This is a genomic window from Polynucleobacter sp. AP-Elch-400A-B2, from assembly GCF_018688355.1.
In the GTDB taxonomy this organism is placed as follows: Bacteria; Pseudomonadota; Gammaproteobacteria; order Burkholderiales; family Burkholderiaceae; genus Polynucleobacter.
Map to the genome: position 1 here is coordinate 1,048,048 of NZ_CP061317.1, position 18,279 is coordinate 1,066,326.

Annotated in this window: 13 protein-coding genes and 3 tRNA genes; 13 read left to right on the forward strand and 3 right to left on the reverse strand. The window is 46.2% G+C overall.

Annotated elements, in window-relative coordinates; genetic code table 11:
• Positions 1–1,467 carry a peptidylprolyl isomerase gene (locus tag FD977_RS05415; protein ID WP_215304095.1) on the forward strand — a complete coding sequence of 489 codons (1,467 nt, stop codon included), beginning with the start codon at positions 1–3 and terminating at the stop codon, positions 1,465–1,467.
• A 1-nt stretch (position 1,468) separates the two neighbouring features.
• Here the strand turns inward: FD977_RS05415 and FD977_RS05420 are convergent, their stop codons facing one another.
• Positions 1,469–2,119, reverse strand: coding sequence for an arylesterase (locus tag FD977_RS05420; RefSeq protein ID WP_215304096.1), 651 nt, complete (start codon positions 2,117–2,119; stop codon positions 1,469–1,471).
• Positions 2,120–2,144: 25 nt separating this feature from the next.
• On the opposite strand from FD977_RS05420, the gene FD977_RS05425 reads away from it, so the two are divergent.
• Genes FD977_RS05425 through FD977_RS05435 form a run of 3 tightly spaced genes read left to right on the forward strand, consistent with a single transcriptional unit; the run spans position 2,145 to position 7,662 of the window.
• Positions 2,145–2,825, forward strand: a complete 681-nt coding sequence (locus FD977_RS05425) for an ABC transporter ATP-binding protein (protein ID WP_215304097.1) — start codon at positions 2,145–2,147, stop codon at positions 2,823–2,825.
• Between the two features lie 21 nt (positions 2,826–2,846).
• Positions 2,847–6,881, forward strand: a complete 4,035-nt coding sequence (gene purL / locus FD977_RS05430) for a phosphoribosylformylglycinamidine synthase (RefSeq protein WP_215304098.1) — start codon at positions 2,847–2,849, stop codon at positions 6,879–6,881.
• Positions 6,882–6,885: 4 nt separating this feature from the next.
• Positions 6,886–7,662, forward strand: a complete 777-nt coding sequence (locus FD977_RS05435) for a spermidine synthase (RefSeq protein ID WP_251369431.1) — start codon at positions 6,886–6,888, stop codon at positions 7,660–7,662.
• Positions 7,663–7,736: 74 nt separating this feature from the next.
• Here FD977_RS05435 and FD977_RS05440 read toward each other — a convergent pair whose 3' ends face one another.
• A complete protein-coding gene (locus tag FD977_RS05440; RefSeq protein WP_215304099.1) occupies positions 7,737–10,322 on the reverse strand; it encodes a bifunctional aconitate hydratase 2/2-methylisocitrate dehydratase in 2,586 nt (861 codons plus the stop codon).
• A gap of 385 nt (positions 10,323–10,707) precedes the next feature.
• On the opposite strand from FD977_RS05440, the gene FD977_RS05445 reads away from it, so the two are divergent.
• The 4 genes from FD977_RS05445 to ftsB are packed head-to-tail and all read left to right on the forward strand — an operon-like array spanning position 10,708 to position 14,907.
• Positions 10,708–12,369, forward strand: a complete 1,662-nt coding sequence (locus FD977_RS05445) for a CTP synthase (RefSeq protein ID WP_215304100.1) — start codon at positions 10,708–10,710, stop codon at positions 12,367–12,369.
• A 9-nt stretch (positions 12,370–12,378) separates the two neighbouring features.
• Positions 12,379–13,242, forward strand: coding sequence for a 3-deoxy-8-phosphooctulonate synthase (kdsA, locus tag FD977_RS05450; protein WP_215304101.1), 864 nt, complete (start codon positions 12,379–12,381; stop codon positions 13,240–13,242).
• 33 nt (positions 13,243–13,275) lie between these two features.
• Positions 13,276–14,562 carry a phosphopyruvate hydratase gene (gene eno / locus FD977_RS05455; protein ID WP_215304102.1) on the forward strand — a complete coding sequence of 429 codons (1,287 nt, stop codon included), beginning with the start codon at positions 13,276–13,278 and terminating at the stop codon, positions 14,560–14,562.
• 21 nt (positions 14,563–14,583) lie between these two features.
• Positions 14,584–14,907, forward strand: coding sequence for a cell division protein FtsB (ftsB, locus tag FD977_RS05460; protein WP_215304103.1), 324 nt, complete (start codon positions 14,584–14,586; stop codon positions 14,905–14,907).
• 19 nt (positions 14,908–14,926) lie between these two features.
• Here ftsB and FD977_RS05465 read toward each other — a convergent pair whose 3' ends face one another.
• On the reverse strand, positions 14,927–15,892 hold the full coding sequence (locus FD977_RS05465) for an Hsp33 family molecular chaperone HslO (RefSeq protein WP_215304104.1): 966 nt from the start codon (positions 15,890–15,892) through the stop codon (positions 14,927–14,929).
• A 68-nt stretch (positions 15,893–15,960) separates the two neighbouring features.
• Here FD977_RS05465 and gltX point away from each other — a divergent pair, with 68 nt between their 5' ends.
• From gltX to FD977_RS05490, 5 genes are all read left to right on the forward strand, one after another.
• Positions 15,961–17,364 carry a glutamate--tRNA ligase gene (gltX, locus tag FD977_RS05470; protein WP_215304105.1) on the forward strand — a complete coding sequence of 468 codons (1,404 nt, stop codon included), beginning with the start codon at positions 15,961–15,963 and terminating at the stop codon, positions 17,362–17,364.
• 81 nt (positions 17,365–17,445) lie between these two features.
• Positions 17,446–17,521 (forward strand) — tRNA-Ala (locus FD977_RS05475).
• Between the two features lie 40 nt (positions 17,522–17,561).
• Positions 17,562–17,637, forward strand: a tRNA-Glu gene (locus tag FD977_RS05480).
• Positions 17,638–17,694: 57 nt separating this feature from the next.
• Positions 17,695–17,771 (forward strand) — tRNA-Asp (locus FD977_RS05485).
• 142 nt (positions 17,772–17,913) lie between these two features.
• Positions 17,914–18,237 (forward strand): hypothetical protein, encoded by a 324-nt coding sequence (locus FD977_RS05490; protein WP_215304106.1) that lies wholly within the window; start codon positions 17,914–17,916, stop codon positions 18,235–18,237.
• The last annotated feature ends 42 nt before the right edge of the window (positions 18,238–18,279 follow it).

The following is an 18,279-nucleotide window of genomic DNA, read 5'->3' on the forward strand; positions in this document are numbered from 1 at the left end:
ATGTTTGATTCAGTACGTAAACACCAAAGAGTTCTACAGTTTGTTTTGATGTTGTTCATAGTGCCTTCTTTCGCCTTGTTCGGTATCTCAAGTTATTCCGGATTTATGGATAAAGAAACTGACATTGTGAAGGTCAACGGTAAGCCTATTACTGCGCAAGAAGTTGATGCTGCTGCAAAACGTCAAGCTGAGCGTGTTGGTGGTAATGCGCAGATCGCTCAAAGCCTGCCTTTCCGCCAGGCGATCTTAAACGAGTTACTGCAGCAACGCATCCTCGGTTTTGCGGTCAGCGACCTTCGCCTTCAAGTAGGCAAGCAAGAGCTAGTCAATAGCCTGCAAAAGATTCCACAGATCCGTGCTTTATATCGACAAGACGGTACATTTGATGATGTACGCTTTAAACAGTTACTTGCTAGCAACGGCATGAATGAAGAGCAGTTTTATGCTGGCCAAAGTTTTGATTTAAAAATTCAACAGCTAGTCAATTCAGTTGCACGTACAGAATTAGCCAGTCCAAAATTATCTGAAATTATTTCATCCTTATATGAGACTGAAAGACAGGTTCAGACTTTGCAATTTAATGCTAAAGATTATTTAGCTAAAGTAAATCCAAGCACTGAAGAGTTGCAGGCTTTTTATGAGGCCAATGCCAAGTTGTTTGAACGTCCTGAATATATGGATGTCGAATACATCGTGCTAAAGGCTGATCCGAAAGAGGATTCTAAAGCATTTAATGAAAAAGCAGATCAGTTTGCCAATATCACTTATGACCAGTCCGATAGCTTAAAGCCGGCCGCAGACAAATTGAAGCTCAGTATTCAAACTCAGAAGGGTGTTACTCGTGGTGGTGCAGCTGGTGTGTCTAGAGATCATCCTTTAGCCAATGCCAAAGTAATTCAGTCACTCTATGGTGATGAGGCGTTAAAAAACAAGCGCAACACCGAGGCTGTGCAAATAGCACCTGGTGTATTTGCATCCGCTCGAGTAGTAACTTTGTATCCAGCGCAAGTTCTACCATATAAAGATGTGGCGGCAGAAGTGAAGCGTCAAGTGAGTCAAGTTGCTGCAGAGAAGCTGGCTATTGCTGCTGCTAGCGAAAAATTAGCTGCTCTTGAAAAGGATCCTAGGAATGTTGCCGGCTTCAGTAGCGCTACTTGGATTTCACGTAATAAGCCTGGAAGCTTAGTAGGCCCCTCCATGGATCAAGTCATGTCCGTAAATGAAGCTAAGCTACCAGCGATTGTTTCAGTTACGAATCCTGGTATTGGCAGTACGATTTATCGCATTGATCAGGTTCGTCAACCATCAGCAGTTGATACTAAGGTTCGCAAAGCGCAAGCACAACAGATTCAAGCATTGGCTGCGCAGTCAGAGTTCGCAGGCTTTATGGGCTACTGGCGTAATGGCGCTGGCGTTAAGATCATTAATCCACTGAAGCAAGCAAGTGCTGGAAGCGCGGGAAGTTAAGCTAAGGCAGTTTTTTTAGCAAGTTACTGTATGGGGCCATTGAGCCCCATACGTTTTTAAAGATAATACTTTGTGCTTCTACATTGGGATGCAGACGATCTGCTTGAAATAATTCTGGTTTAGTAGCGACGCCCTCCAAGAAGAAAGGTAGCAACTCCACTCGCTCTTGATTCGCTAATTGAGGATAGAGTTGTTTAAATTGTTTTGTATAGGTTTGGCCATAGTTCGAGGGAATCTGAATACCACAGAGCAAAACCTTGGCGCCTGATTTTTTACTCATCTGAATCATCTGCCGTAGATTGGTCTCAGTTTGATTTACAGGCAAGCCACGTAAGGCATCGTTAGCACCTAACTCGATCAAGACAATCCCCGGTTTTTTCTGACTCAAGAGGGCGGGAAGGCGAGTTAATCCACCAGAGCTAGTCTCACCGCTAATGCTGGCATTAAATACGCTCCAAGGACTTTTCTCTTTTGTAAGTTCTCCCTCAAGCAGCGTCACCCAGCCAGTACCACGTGGTAGACCGTATTCAGCTGAAAGACTATCGCCTAACACCAGAATTACCGGCTTTACTTGAGCCCAAGAACAAATACTCATTAAGAGGCAAAATAGACCTGTAATGAATTTATTGGCGATTAAAAGCTGAGTCTGCATTTTTCCATTCTTGAAAATTTTTCACATGAACAAACAGTCTGATTCCATTGTTGCCGATCGGGTAAGCAAGCTGGTTAATACGGCTGATGGCAACCTGGGTATTTTGCACGACCTGAGCTTTCAGATCGAGCAAGGCGAAAGCGTGGCCATTGTAGGTGCCTCGGGCTCTGGAAAAAGTACTTTATTGAGCCTGCTGGCTGGACTAGACCTACCAAGCGCAGGACAAATTGATCTTATGGGGCAAAACTTGAACTTGCTCGATGAGGATGGCAGGGCTCGTTTACGCGGTCAGTTAGTTGGCTTTGTTTTTCAATCATTTCAGCTCTTGCCTCTCCTGACTGCCCTAGAGAATGTGATGCTCCCGCTGGAGATTGCTGGGAAATCCCAGGCCGAAGCACGACTATCTGCCCTTGAATGGCTTGAAAAGGTCGGCTTAACTCCGAGGGCCAATCATTTCCCCAAAACCCTTTCTGGGGGAGAGCAACAACGCGTGGCACTAGCGCGAGCTTTTATTAACAAGCCAGCTATCCTATTTGCTGATGAGCCCACTGGAAGCCTGGATGAGGCTAGCGGAAATAGGGTGATTGAACTACTTTTTGAGCTAAATCGGGAGAATTCATCAACGCTGGTTTTGGTAACCCATGACCCGGCCTTGGCTGCTCGGTGTGGACGCCAATTGAGCCTGCATGGCGGACGATTGGCTTAATCAAAACCTTATAATCTTGGCATGTCATCATTCTGTTGCTTGCCCGGGGCAAATGCCCTTTCTGCCTTCCGCCAACAGCGACTTTTAGCTTCGCTCGCAGCCCAAGGAATTCAACTTGAGTCCATTGAGGCTCAATACCTTCATTTCATTTGGTCTGAGTCTGAACTCAATACCAAAGATAGAGGGATACTCGAAAGTTTACTGACTTACGGCCAGCCTTTCGTATCGAAAATGAAGGATGGCGCCTTCATATTCAGTAAGGCCGCTGACAAACAAGCTGCGATTTCAATTCCCCGCTTCGGAACAGTTTCTCCATGGGCTAGTAAAGCTACGGATATCGCTCGTCAGTGCGGCCTTCACATTTTACGCATTGAACGTGGCGTTCAATATGCGTGGCAAAGTAAAAAATCGCTCAATGCGCAACAAGATCAACTGGTATTAGCTGCTCTGCATGATCGGATGACGGAAGTTGTTATTGGCGATGTCAATGAAGCAAGCGCTTTATACCAATCTCTTCCCGATAAACCTTTTGTTCGTATCCCCGTTCTTGCTGAGGGTAGAGCGGCATTGGATAAAGCCAATCAGGATTTAGGCCTTGCTCTATCTGAAGATGAAGTACTTTATCTAGTTGAGAACTTTATACGCTTAGAGCGCAATCCAAGTGATGTTGAGTTGATTATGTTTGCTCAGGCGAACAGCGAGCATTGCCGTCACAAGATATTTAATTCCAGTTGGACGATTGATGGAGATGATCAGGAAAAATCCCTCTTTGCGATGATTCGCAATACGCATCAACTTCAGCCTGAAGGCACTATCGTGGCCTACTCTGATAACTCAGCGGTGATGGTAGGGGCTGAATCAGAAACTTGGTCAGCCAAAGGTCAGGATTTTCGTTACGAAAAAGACATGCGACTAGTGCACACCCTGATGAAGGTGGAGACACATAATCACCCAACAGCAATTGCACCCTACCAAGGCGCCTCTACTGGTGCTGGTGGTGAGATTCGTGATGAGGGTGCAACAGGTGTAGGTGGACGCCCTAAAGCGGGCCTCACTGGCTTCACTGTATCCAACCTCAATATTCCGGGCACTGATTTACCGTGGGAAGCTGAGAAATACGGCAAACCTGAGCGCATCGCTACACCACTCCAAATCATGATTGATGGCCCATTGGGTGGCGCTGCATTTAATAATGAATTCGGCCGCCCTATTTTGGGTGGTTATTTCCGCGTATTCGAACAAACCTTAGAGGGTGTTCGTCGCGGTTATCACAAACCCATCATGATTGCGGGTGGCATTGGTAGTATTGATTCTATTCACACAGCAAAGAAACAGATTAAAGCGGGGCACTTGTTTATTCAATTGGGTGGTCCTGGTATGCGTATTGGTATGGGTGGTGCAACAGGTAGTTCTGTTGCAACCGGTACTAATACTGCAGACTTGGATTTTGATTCAGTCCAGCGCGGTAACCCGGAGATGGAACGTCGTGCGCAAGAGGTGATTAACTCCTGTATCACCATGGGTACGAAAAACCCGATTGTTTCGATTCATGACGTGGGCGCTGGCGGTGTATCTAATGCATTCCCAGAGCTTGCAGATGGCGCTGGATTGGGTGCGCAGTTTCAATTACGTAAAGTGCCGCTAGAAGAAAGCGGTATGAGTCCTGCAGAAATTTGGTGTAATGAATCTCAGGAGCGTTATGTTCTGGCAATAGAGGCTAAAGATCTAGAGCTTTTCAAATCCTTATGTGAACGTGAGCGTTGTCCATTTGCAGTAGTTGGTGAAGCCACCACAGAGCGGCAACTTCAGTTATGCGATAGCAAAGAAGTTGTTGGTAGTGATGCTGCCATGCCAATTGATATGCCCATGGAGGTATTGCTTGGCAAGCCTCCACGTATGCATCGCGACGTGAAGCGTGTCGCTCAAGCTTTTGAAGAGTTGGATGTCACTGACGCTGATCTAGCGCAATGTATTGCCTGGGTTCTACAGCAACCCACTGTTGCCAGTAAGTCATTTTTAATCACTATCGGTGACCGTACCGTCGGCGGCCTTAACGCGCGCGATCCATTTGTAGGTCCTTGGCAAGTGCCTGTGGCTGATTGTGCCGTTACCTTAATGGATTACAAGGGCTATCACGGTGAAGCAATGTCAATGGGTGAGCGCACTCCATTAGCTGTGATCAATGCACCAGCAGCCGCCAAAATGGCTGTAGGTGAAGCCATTACCAATTTATTGGCCGCAGATATACGCAGCTTAGAGGGCGTGAAGCTCTCTGCTAACTGGATGGCCGCTTGCGGTTCGCCTGGGGAAGATGCAAAGTTGTATGACTCGGTTAAAGCGATTGGTATGGATTTATGTCCAGCGCTAGGAATTTCTATTCCGGTTGGCAAAGACTCCCTATCCATGGCAACAGCCTGGCAAGAGGGTGATCAAGCTAAAAAAGTGGTTTCCCCAGTTTCTCTCATCATCTCTGCTTTTGCATCTGTTCAGGACGTTCGCAAAACAACAACGCCTTTGCTCAAACTCCAAGACGAGTCTGGCGTAGCCTTAGAAACTGAATTAATTCTGATTGATTTGGGCCGCGGTAAAAACCGTATGGCTGGAAGTATCCTGGCCCAAGTACTCAATCAATCTGGTAAATCAGCTCCCAATGTAGATCACCCAGAAGATCTTAAGGCTTTGGCCGCCGCGATCATCGAGTTGCGTAAAGACAATCAATTACTGGCATATCACGATCGTTCTGATGGTGGTTTATTTGCTTGTATCGCAGAGATGGCTTTCGCATCACATACTGGCATTTCCATCAATGTCGACATGATTGCTGTAGATGTTGGGCAAGAAGCTGATTGGGGTGATGCTAAGAACTGGACAGAGCAAGTTTCTGGTCTTCGTCATGAACAGACTATGCGTGCCTTATTTAATGAGGAACTCGGCGCAGTGATTCAGATTTGTAAAGCAGATCGTGATGCCGTATTTGCCGTTCTACGAAAGTTAAATCTCAGCGCTTACAGTCATGTGATTGCAAAGATAAATAACAATGGCCGTATTGAGATTTGGCGTGATGCTAAGAATATTTTTGCAGAGCCACGTGAAGTACTTCAAAAGATGTGGGCTAATACCAGCTATCAGATTGCGCGCTTACGCGATAACCCAGACTGTGCTGATAGCGAGTTTTCACTTCTCGATAATATTGCTGATCCAGGAATGTCTCCCAAGTTAACCTTTGACATTGCGGATGCTATTGCGGCGCCATTCATTAATCAGAATGCTCGACCTAAAGTAGCGATCTTGCGCGAGCAGGGTGTCAACTCCCATATGGAGATGGCATATGCTATGAACTGGGCTGGTTTTGATAGCTATGACGTGCACATGTCAGATTTACTCTCTGGTAAATCCAAGTTAGATGATTTCCGTGGTCTGGTTGCCTGTGGTGGATTTAGCTACGGAGATGTATTAGGTGCTGGCGAAGGCTGGGCTAAGACAATTCTATTTAATACTCAATTACGTGATCAGTTCTCTGCATTCTTTGGCCGTCAGGATAGCTTTGCGCTAGGCGTTTGTAATGGTTGCCAAATGATGAGCAATCTAGCTGGCATTATTCCAGGTGCAGAAGCTTGGCCAAAATTTACGCGCAATCAGTCAGAGCAATATGAAGCTCGCTTGGTCATGGCCGAGGTAATTGCCTCACCGTCAATCTTTACACAAGGCATGGCAGGTAGTCAGTTGCCGATTGCAATAGCGCATGGCGAAGGCTTTGCGAACTTTAGCCAACAGGGTAGCTTAGAGATTTTGCAGAAACAAGGATTAGCTGCTTTACGTTTTGTAGATCACCAAGGCAGCCCAACTGAAATCTACCCAATGAACCCGAATGGTTCGCCTAGTGGCCTGACAGGAGTTACTACGCCAGATGGTCGATTTACCGTGATGATGCCGCATCCTGAGCGGGTGTTCAGGACCGTGCAAATGAGTTGGGCGCCAAAAGAATGGCTGGACAATCCCGATGGAGCAAGTCCTTGGATGCGCCTGTTCCGTAATGCCAGAGTCTGGGCCAAATAATTTAATGTCAGATATATCCATGGCCATGGAGCCAGTGACGTTTTCTGAAAGTGGTGGGGTGCGTTACTTACATTTTGGTAGTGAATTGATTCAAGGTGCCATGCGTATCCGCAACCCGGATGAGATTTATCTTGAATATAACCAGCAGATGATGGCTTGGTTATTGTTTCTGGAGACCAAGCCAGGCATGCGTATTGCTCAACTTGGCCTTGGCACCGGCGCTCTGACTAAGTTTGCACATCGCTATTGTCCCGCGGTCAAGACCACGGTCGTCGAGCTCAATCCCGCCGTGATTGTTTCCGCTAGAAGTATGTTTTTCACGCCGTCTGATGATCGTCGTCTTGAAACTCTTCAGCTTGATGCAAAAGCCTTTGTGAAGAATGCTAAATATCAAAATCACTTTGATGCACTTCAAGTTGACCTCTATGATGCGATTTGTGATGGCCCATCTGCGAGCTCCTTAGATTTTTATAAGGGCTGTTTCGATATCCTGAAATCGCCTGGCGTATTAACCGTAAATTTATTCTCTCGCCATAAGAGTTTTGATGTCAATCTCAATAATATTTGTGAAGCATTTGATAACCGAGTACTCTTATTTCCAGAATCGCATGATTGCAATGTTGTAGCAATCGCTTTCAAAGGCCCACTACTCGATGTCGAGTGGAAAGAGGTCTCACAGCGTGCCAAGCTGATTATGCAAAAAACGGACTTACCAACCAATACCTGGGTATCTGGATTGAATCGTGAAAATGCACATCAAGAAAATAAACTATCGATTTAAGGAGAATTGATTGAGAAAAAAGGCGATCAATTGATCGCCTTTTTTGTTACCCTCAAATTCAGGGTAGCTATGACTTAAATTGTGACTGTGTCAGCAACATCGCTAAATGACTTAATCTTGTCGAAGTTCATATACTTATAGACTTCGCCAGCCTTAGCATTCAAGGACTCAACTTGCTCGAAATATTCTTTCGGGGTTGGCAGACGACCCAAGAGTGCAGCTACGGCTGAGAGCTCGGCTGAAGCTAAGTAGACTCGAGTATCGATACCTAAGCGATTCGGAAAATTACGTGTCGAGGTAGAAACTGCCGTTGAGCCTTTACGGATTTGCGCCTGGTTACCCATACAGAGTGAGCAACCCGGAGTTTCCATACGAGCACCAGTGGCACCCAGAATGCCGTAATAACCTTCCTCAGTCAGAATCATTTGATCCATCTTGGTTGGTGGCGCAATCCATAGACGTGTAGGCATATCTTTTTTGCCCTGAAGAACCTGGCCTGCAGCGCGGAAGTGGCCAATGTTCGTCATGCAAGAGCCGATAAATACTTCGTCGATTTTCTCGCCAGATACTTCGGATAAGAACTTCACGTCATCTGGGTCATTAGGGCAGGCTAAGATCGGCTCTTTAATCTCGTTCATATCGATCTCGATAATCTCAGCATAGTCTGCATTAGCATCTGCCTCGAGCAACTCAGGCTTAGCAATCCAAGCTTCCATTGCTTTGATACGACGGCCTAAAGTACGCTTATCTTCGTAGCCATTGGCGATCATCCACTTCATTAAAGTGATGTTTGAGCGCATGTATTCAATGATTGGCTCTTTGTTTAATTGAACGGCGCAACCGCCAGCAGAACGTTCAGCTGAGGCATCTGATAATTCAAATGCTTGTTCAACCTTGAGGTCAGGCAGACCTTCAATTTCTAAAATACGGCCAGAGAAAATATTTTTCTTGCCTTGTTTCTCAACTGTCAATAAACCTTTTTTGATTGCATACAAAGGAATGGCATTGACCATATCGCGCAAAGTAATGCCGGGTTGCATCTTGCCTTTAAAGCGTATCAATACAGACTCAGGCATATCCAAAGGCATTACGCCAGTAGCAGCCGCGAAAGCAACTAAGCCAGAGCCAGCAGGGAAAGAGATCCCAATCGGAAAGCGAGTATGGCTATCGCCACCAGTTCCACAAGTATCTGGCATGAGCAGACGATTTAACCAACTATGAATTACACCGTCACCTGGGCGTAATGAAACACCACCTCGGTTGGTCATAAACGCTGGTAGTTCATGGTGAGTACGAATGTCTACTGGCTTTGGATAAGCAGAGGTGTGACAAAAAGATTGCATGACTAAATCAGCGGAGAAGCCTAGGCAAGCAAGGTCTTTTAGTTCATCGCGGGTCATTGGACCAGTAGTATCTTGCGAACCTACAGTAGTCATGTGTGGCTCACAATAAGTGCCTGGGCGAACGCCTTGACCCTCAGGTAGGCCACACGCACGACCGACCATCTTCTGTCCCAAGCTAAAGCCTTTTTTGTTATCAGGTGGGCTAACAGGAATGCGGAATTCTGTTGAGGCTGGCAAGCCTAGGGCTGCGCGAGCTTTGGCAGTGAGACCACGACCCACGATCAAAGGAATGCGTCCACCCGCACGAACTTCATCCAGGATGACCGGTGACTTCAATGAGAATGAAGCAATTTCTTTACCGTTTTTAAAGGCTTTACCTTCGTATGGACGTAGTTCAATTTCGTCGCCCATATTCATATCGGAAACATCGAGCTCAACTGGCAATGCGCCAGCATCTTCCATCGTATTAAAGAAAATTGGAGCAATCTTGTTGCCTAAGCAAACACCGCCAAAGCGTTTGTTTGGAACGAAGGGAATATCTTTGCCGGTCCACCACAACAAGGAGTTCGTTGCGGATTTACGTGAGGATCCAGTACCCACTACGTCTCCCACATAGGCAATTTGGTTGCCTTTCTTTTGGAGAGCTTCAATTTGTTTCATCGGACCACGCACACCAACCTCGTCTGGATCAATACCTGGACGTGGGTTTTTTAACATGATGGTTGCGTGTAATGGAATATCTGGACGGCTCCATGCGTCAGGTGCAGGGGACAGGTCATCGGTATTGGTTTCGCCGGTCACTTTAAATACAGTGAGCTTCATACTTTCTTGAACAGCTGTGCGGCTTGTAAACCATTCCGCATCTGCCCAGCTTTGCATGACTGCCTTAGCCTGCGCATTACCTTTTTCCGCCAATTCCTGAACATCATGGAAGTAGTCAAACATCAATAAGGTCTTTTTCAATGCATTTGCTGCAGCTGCTGCGCACTCAGCATCCGACAGCAACTCAACTAAAGGCTTAATGTTGTAACCGCCTAGCATGGTACCCAGAAGCTCAGTTGCCATAATGCGTGAAATCAAAGGAGACTTCTCAGTTCCTTTAGCTATGGCATCCAAAAACTCCGCTTTTACCTTCGCTGCCTCATCAACACCAGCAGGCACTCGATGAGTAATTAGCTCAACTAATTGGGATTCTTTACCCTTTGGTGGATTTTTGAGCAAACCTACTAATTCAGCAGTCTGATCTTTAGACAGGGGGAGGGCCGGAATTCCCAGGGCTGCGCGTTCGGCGACTTGAGCGTTGTAGGCTTCTAGCATCGTGTTTCCTATTGGGTGAAAGTTATCAACAGTATGACTAAGCAGGGTGTGTCCCTTGATTACTCTATTGTAATTGCTAATTCATGTCTTATATAAGACTTAATCATCAAAAATATCCTATATTGCTTAAAAAATAGGCAATTACTCATCAGCTCGGATATTCGACATACTATTTCTAAGTCTAATGACAGTACAAAAGGGATCTGGTCACATTAAATGGTGCTTTAAAGAGTCACAAACCATTCCACATTGCAAAAATACAATTCTAAAAAGTTACTACTGCCTAAATAAACTCAATCAACACCCTGATTAATTGAGTCTCTAAAGAATTTTTAATGGCTCGGTCGCTGTCGTTATAATTACCATTTCCAACAGAGCTTAAGCGATGACCAAATACGTTTTTGTCACTGGTGGTGTGGTTTCTTCTTTAGGGAAAGGAATCGCAGCTGCCTCGCTTGCCGCGATTCTCGAATCCCGCGGCCTGAAAGTCACCCTCCTAAAATTAGACCCTTATATCAACGTTGACCCAGGGACAATGAGCCCGCTTCAACATGGTGAAGTCTTTGTTACTGAGGATGGCGCTGAAACCGACCTTGATCTTGGGCACTATGAGCGCTTTGTTTCTGCAAAGATGCGCAAGAGCAACAACTTCACCACTGGGCAGATCTATGAGTCTGTCATCAGTAAAGAACGACGCGGCGAGTACCTAGGTAAAACTGTCCAGGTGATTCCACACATTACGAATGAGATACAGGCTTTTATAGAGCGGGGCGCTAAAGCAAGTCATGATGGTCAGGCTGATATTGCAATTTGTGAGATCGGTGGCACTGTTGGTGACATCGAGTCATTACCATTTTTAGAAGCTGCTCGACAAATGAGCATTCGCCTTCCAAGGCACAGCTGTGCCTTTATCCACCTTACTCTGGTGCCCTATCTGAGTAGTGCAGGTGAGTTAAAAACTAAGCCCACCCAACACTCCGTACAGAAGTTACGTGAAATCGGCATCATGCCTACGGTACTGTTGTGCCGTGCAGATCGCCCAATTCCAGAAGACGAGCGCGCTAAGATTTCTCTTTTCTCAAATGTGCGTGAAGAGGCAGTAATCTCGGTTTGGGATGTTGATACCATCTATAAGATTCCAGAGATGCTGCAAGCGCAAGGTATGGATGACTTGATTTGTCGCGAATTGGATATTGAGGCTAAACCTGCAGACCTATCAGTTTGGGCAAACTTAGTTTATGAGTTGGCCAACCCGCAACATGATGTCACTATTGGCATGGTTGGTAAGTACGTTGAGTTAACTGAATCTTACAAGTCATTAATCGAAGCTTTGCGTCATGCTGGAATTCATAATCACACTCGCGTCAACATCAACTACATTGATTCTGAAGTGATTGAAAAAGATGGTATCGATTGCCTGCAAAATTTAGATGCCATCTTGGTGCCAGGCGGATTTGGTAAGCGCGGCACCGAAGGAAAGATTGCTGCCATTCGTTATGCCCGTGAAAACAATATTCCATACCTAGGTATTTGCTTAGGTATGCAATTGGCCGTCATCGAATTTGCTCGCCATGTTGCCAATATTGCACAGGCTAACAGCACTGAGTTTGATCCGGAGACTGAAAATCCTGTGGTTGCATTAATTACCGAGTGGGTTGATCGCGAAGGTCGTGTTGAGAAGCGCAGCAACGATTCTGATCTGGGTGGAACCATGCGCCTTGGCTCACAACGTTGCCCCGTTAAGGCTGGCACTCTGGCTCATGAGATCTATGGTGATGAGGTCAATGAACGTCACCGTCATCGCTATGAAGTCAATAATGTTTACGTCCCTCGTCTTGAGAAGTCTGGTCTTATTATTTCTGCTAGAACTCCAAATGAGTCTTTGCCTGAAATGATGGAATTGCCTAGTGCTATGCATCCCTGGTTCTTTGGTGTGCAGTTCCATCCAGAGTTCACTTCAACTCCACGTGATGGTCACCCATTGTTTTCTGCATTCATTAAGGCATCATTAGTTCGTCAAGTTGCAACTCAAAAGCAAGCTGCCTAGGAGAAACACATGAGTGTATTTAAGTTATGTGGTTTTGATGTTGGCTTAGACCATCGCTTCTTTTTGATTGCAGGACCTTGCGTTATTGAGTCCGAGCAATCCGCCTTGGATATCGCAGGTGAGCTCAAAGAGATTACCGCTGCGCTTGGTATTCCATTTATTTATAAGTCTTCTTTTGATAAAGCCAATCGCTCCTCTGGAACTTCTTTCCGCGGCTTAGGTATGGAGAAGGGCCTGGAAATTCTGGCTCGGGTGAAGCGTGAGATTGGTGTGCCGGTCTTGACTGACATCCATGACATTAGTGAAATTGTGCCCGTATCAAAAGTAGTGGATGTGCTTCAAACTCCCGCTTTTTTGTGCAGGCAAACGGATTTCATACGGGCTTGCGCTCAAAGTGGCAAGCCAGTGAATTTCAAGAAGGGTCAATTTTTATCCCCTCATGAAATGCTCAACGTGATTGATAAAGCACGTGCAGCAGCTAAAGAAGTAAATCTGCCAGATCAATTTATGGTTTGTGAGCGTGGCGCTTCATTTGGCTACAACAACTTAGTTTCTGATATGCGTAGTTTGGCTATTTTGCGTGAAGCAAAAGCGCCAGTCGTATTTGATGCCACCCATTCAGTGCAGCTTCCTGGTGGTCAAGGCAATGCCAGTGGTGGCCAACGTGAATTTGTTCCTGTCCTGGCACGTGCTGCTGTTGCAGTAGGCATCAGTGGTTTATTTATGGAGACGCACCCAGATCCAGCTAAAGCACTTTCTGATGGCCCAAATGCTGTGCCATTGAACCGTATCAAAGAATTACTTGAGTCTTTAGTGGCAATTGATTCTGTTGTGAAGAAGCCTGGATCGTTTTTAGAAGACAGTTTTAAGTAACACCCCATATTCATTTAATTTAGGAGAAGGTGCATGAGCGCCATTGTTGACATCATCGGTAGAGAAATTCTGGATTCACGCGGCAATCCCACAGTGGAATGCGATGTATTACTTGAATCGGGCGTGATGGGGCGAGCTGCAGTGCCTTCAGGCGCATCGACTGGTTCACGGGAAGCGATTGAGCTGCGTGATGGAGATCAAGCGCGTTACTTAGGTAAGGGCGTACTTAAAGCTGTTCAAAATATCAATATCGAGATCGCTGAATCCATTTTGGGCCTTGATGCAAGTGAACAAGCATTTCTTGATCACACCTTGATCGAGCTGGACGGAACGCATAACAAAGCACGCTTAGGCGCAAATGCAACTTTAGCTGTTTCTATGGCTGTAGCGCGCGCTGCTGCAGAAGAAGCTGGTTTGCCTTTGTATCGCTACTTTGGTGGATCAGGTGGTATGCAATTACCTGTGCCGATGATGAACATCGTCAATGGCGGTGCTCACGCAAATAATAGTCTTGATATTCAGGAATTCATGGTGATGCCAGTAGGGGCGCAAAGCTTCCGTGAAGCACTTCGCTGTGGTGCTGAAATCTTCCATGAGTTAAAAAAGATTCTGGGTGCTCAAGGCATGCCAACCACTGTTGGAGATGAGGGTGGCTTTGCACCTAACTTTAAGAGCAATCAAGAGTGCTTGCAAACCATCATGAAGGCAATTGAGGGCGCTGGTTACCAAGCTGGTGAAGATGTCTTGCTAGCATTGGATTGCGCTGCTAGTGAATTCTATAAAGACGGTAAGTACCACTTGGCAGGTGAAGGATTGCAACTCACTTCAAGCGAATTCTCCGACTATCTTGGTAATTTGGCTGATCAATTCCCAATCGTATCGATTGAGGATGGTATGCATGAGAGTGACTGGGATGGATGGGCAGACATCACTCAAAAATTGGGCAAGAAGATTCAATTGGTTGGTGATGACCTCTTCGTTACTAATACTCGTATTCTCAAGGAAGGGATTGAGAAGGGCATTGCTAACTCCATCCTGATCAAGATTAATCAAATTGGCACCTTAACTGAGACCTTTGCTGCGATTGAAATGGCGAAGCGCGCTAATTACACGGCCGTCATTTCGCATCGCTCTGGTGAAACTGAAGACAGTACCATTGCTGATATTGCTGTTGGTACAAATGCAGGTCAGATTAAGACCGGCTCTTTGTCACGCTCGGATCGGATTGCCAAGTACAACCAGTTATTGCGCATTGAAGAAGACTTGGGTGATGTTGCTAGCTACCCAGGTAAGTCGGTTTTCTATAACCTCAAACGCTAATTACTAGTTAGCCTTTAGTTCATGCGCATTGTCATCTACTCGATGCTGTTATTGCTAATCGCAATACAGTACCCGCTTTGGTTGGGTAAGGGTGGATGGCTGAAGGTATACGAGATGGAGAAGCAGCTTGAGTTACAACAGGCTAAAAATAGCCTGTTGAGCTTGCGTAATGCCAAACTCACTGGCGATGTTAAGGATTTAAAAGATGGTACCCGCGCGATTGAAGAGCGGGCTCGGGTGGAGCATGGGATGCTTAGAGAGGGTGAATTCTTTGTACAAATCCTACCAAGCGAAAAATCTGCCTCTAATACTGCTGATGGCGTAAAGCCAACTATAACAAAATAGTAACTAAGCCATAAATCACTTAATGCCCACTAGAGGGCGGTCTTGTAGCATCTGCTAATAGATCTGTTTTAAAGACCTGCCTACAATCAACCGCATCGAAGCGATAGGCCTTTGCACAAAAATCGCACTCAGTTTCCACGGCGCCTTGCTCTGCAAGAATGCTTTCAACTTCTTCTTCGCCTAGCATTCTCAGAATATCGGCCACCTTGGTGCGTGAACAGCGGCAGCTAAAGCGAATAGGGCGAGATGGGAAGCTTCGGACACCGCTTTCTGTGGACTCTTCTAAAAAGAGGCGGCGAAGGATAGTGTCCGGCGAAAGCGTGAGCAACTCTTCATTGGTAATCGTTTCACCCAATGTCTGAATTCTGGCCCAACCTTCAGCCGCAAGTTGAGGATCAAGATGGGCATGACCCCCTGAATCTGGCAAGCGCTGCAACAGCAATCCGCCGACATGGGTGTCATTGGATGCCAACCAAATGCGGGTATCCAATTGTTCTGAGTTTTGCATATACAGGGCAATCGCTTCGGCAGCGCTGGTAACAGGCTTAATGACGGTGCCGCGGTGCTCTTGAAGGGCCACGATCCCTTGGTAGGGCGCTTGACCAGGCTGACGGTCAGATGGATCTAGGGTGATTACTAGACGCCCAGTATTATCTGCATCCAGTAACTCACCCAGAGTGGCATTAGGATCGATGCTGGCGGGGTCTACAGACAGTTTTACGGTAGCTCGCATGGTCAGGTCGGACTTGCATTCCACGACGAGAAGCTGAATAGGACCTTTACTTTGGGCTTGAATAATCAGCGTCCCATCAAATTTGAGGCTAGCGCTCAACAGGGTGGCTGCACCCACAAAATCACCCAGGATTCGCCTGATTACAGAGGGATCATTACGACGCTCTAATACAGCCTGCCAAGCACTGCTAATGGAAACAATCTCCCCGCGGACCGGGGCGCCATCACATATAAATACGAGTAATTCGTTCATAAGTGAAAGTATCCACTTTTTTGACGATCAGAGTGCCAAATAATCAAATCTAAAGCTGACCTGAGATAATGCCAATTATGCATATCAGAACACGTTTCGCCCCCAGTCCAACGGGCTTTATTCATTTGGGCAACCTTCGCAGCGCTTTATATCCTTGGGCTTTTGCACGCCATAACCAAGGCGACTTTATTTTGCGTATTGAGGATACTGATTTAGAGCGCTCCACGCAGGAAGCTGTCGACGTCATTATTGAAGGCATGGCCTGGCTTGGATTAGATTTAGACGAAGGCCCCATTTATCAAATGCAGCGTATTGATCGTTATCGTGCAGTTGTAAAGCAGATGCTTGATGCCGGCCTTGCTTATCCTTGCTATATGAGCGAAGAAGAGCTCAATAAGCTACGCGACCAACAGATGGCCGATAAAGAAAAGCCGCGCTATAACGGCCAATGGCGTCCTGAGCCGGGTAAAACTCTGCCAATAATACCCGAGGGTGTTTTGCCAGTGATTCGCTTCAAGAATCCCATTGGTGGATCTGTAATTTGGGAGGATGCAGTTAAGGGCAAGATCGAAATCAGCAATGACGAGTTAGATGATTTGGTGATTGCCCGTCCCGATGGCACGCCAACTTATAACTTTTGCGTTGTAGTGGATGACCTTGATATGAATATCACCCATGTGATTCGTGGTGATGATCATGTCAACAATACACCACGTCAAATTAATATCATGAAGGCGCTCGGCGGTACGCCACCGGTATACGCCCATTTACCAACAGTACTAAATGACTCTGGTGAAAAAATGAGTAAGCGTAATGGCGCCATGAGTGTGCGTGATTATCAAAAAGCAGGCTACCTACCTGAAGCTATTCTGAATTACCTAGCAAGGCTAGGTTGGTCACATGGTGATGCCGAGATTTTCACGAAAGAGCAGTTTGTGAACTGGTTCGACTTAGGCAGTCTTGGCCGATCACCTGCGCAACATAACCCTGAAAAGTTGCTCTGGTTAAACCATCAATATATTCAGAATGCAGATCCAGAAAAACTAGCGCAAGCAACTAAGCCATTTGCACATGAACTTGGTATCGATACAGAAAATGGCCCAGATTTTGTGCAAGTAGTTGCGCTCCTAAAAGATCGTGCTAATACGCTGATTGAAATTGCGGAAGGTGCAAAGCTATTCTATCTCCCAGCACCTGCTCATAACAGCGAACAAATTGCAGAAAATATCCCCGCTGAAATCATTCCTGCTCTAAAGGATTTGATTGAAGCCATTCATTCTGCTGAACATACAAAAGCAGCATATGGGGCAGCTTTTAAAGAGGTACTAACCAAGCATCAAATTAAAATGCCAGCATTAGCAATGCCTGTACGTTACGCTTTATTTGCCACCACACAGACGCCAGCCATTGATTCTGTCTTGCTCGTGATAGGTAAGAATGAGGCGGTAGCAAGGCTTTCCAAGGTGGTCTAAACCAGAACTTGCCTCCTCCTACAAAAATAGGATAAAATCTTGGATTGTTTTGAGTGTCTTGTAGGTTTTTAACGAGATTACGGGGGTATAGCTCAGCTGGGAGAGCGCTTGCATGGCATGCAAGAGGTCAGCGGTTCGATCCCGCTTATCTCCACCAAGCATTTAGAATTGTGATAATTGGTTTAGTAGTAGTCCAGGTCCCCATCGTCTAGAGGCCTAGGACATCACCCTTTCACGGTGAGTACGGGGGTTCGAATCCCCCTGGGGACGCCAGAAATTTTGGCTAGTTGTGAGTAGTAAGAAGTGACACAAGTAGCAAGCGATGTAATTGGAGCGGTAGTTCAGTTGGTTAGAATATCGGCCTGTCACGCCGAGGGTCGCGGGTTCGAGTCCCGTCCGCTCCGCCAGTTTCATTAAAAAAGCCCTTTCAACAAGGGCTTTTTCATTTCCTAAATTTGTTTAGAAAATTACTGGTTAGTAGGTGAAGTGCCTACATAATTGCCACTATCTGTAGGTCCTCCAGCATTCCCAGGCTGAATTGATTTGCTGTTGTCAGCACGATTTATTACTTGTGGATTATTTGAAGTCGCTAGAGCAGGGTTCTTTGCATTGGACGAACTGGGGCTAATGCTTGTACTGACTGCAGTCTTGCTTGTTATTGGTGTGGGACTGGCAACGCTAGTGGTGCTCTTTGTAGCAGTCATTGTTGATGCTGTTGAATTAGTTTTGGTTGATGCATTCATCGCTGCAGTTTTGGCTGCCGCAGCAGCAGCAGCTTTAGATGCTGCTGCAGCAGCAGCAGCTTTAGATGCTGCCGCAGCAGCAGCAGCTTTAGATGCTGCCGCAGCAGCAGCAGCTTGCTGCTGTGCTTGAGTTTGCGCTGCGTCAACAGGTGTCGTTAAGATCAATAACAAT

Coding starts and splice junctions, on each gene's coding strand:
- FD977_RS05445 (WP_215304100.1), top strand. CDS start 10,708: ATGACCAAATACGTTTTTGTCACTGGTGGTGTGGTTTCTTCTTTAGGG.
- purL (WP_215304098.1), top strand. CDS start 2,847: ATGTCATCATTCTGTTGCTTGCCCGGGGCAAATGCCCTTTCTGCCTTC.
- eno (WP_215304102.1), top strand. CDS start 13,276: ATGAGCGCCATTGTTGACATCATCGGTAGAGAAATTCTGGATTCACGC.
- kdsA (WP_215304101.1), top strand. CDS start 12,379: ATGAGTGTATTTAAGTTATGTGGTTTTGATGTTGGCTTAGACCATCGC.
- ftsB (WP_215304103.1), top strand. CDS start 14,584: ATGCGCATTGTCATCTACTCGATGCTGTTATTGCTAATCGCAATACAG.
- FD977_RS05435 (WP_251369431.1), top strand. CDS start 6,886: ATGTCAGATATATCCATGGCCATGGAGCCAGTGACGTTTTCTGAAAGT.
- FD977_RS05465 (WP_215304104.1), bottom strand. CDS start 15,892: ATGAACGAATTACTCGTATTTATATGTGATGGCGCCCCGGTCCGCGGG.
- FD977_RS05440 (WP_215304099.1), bottom strand. CDS start 10,322: ATGCTAGAAGCCTACAACGCTCAAGTCGCCGAACGCGCAGCCCTGGGA.
- FD977_RS05420 (WP_215304096.1), bottom strand. CDS start 2,119: ATGCAGACTCAGCTTTTAATCGCCAATAAATTCATTACAGGTCTATTT.
- gltX (WP_215304105.1), top strand. CDS start 15,961: ATGCCAATTATGCATATCAGAACACGTTTCGCCCCCAGTCCAACGGGC.
- FD977_RS05425 (WP_215304097.1), top strand. CDS start 2,145: ATGAACAAACAGTCTGATTCCATTGTTGCCGATCGGGTAAGCAAGCTG.
- FD977_RS05415 (WP_215304095.1), top strand. CDS start 1: ATGTTTGATTCAGTACGTAAACACCAAAGAGTTCTACAGTTTGTTTTG.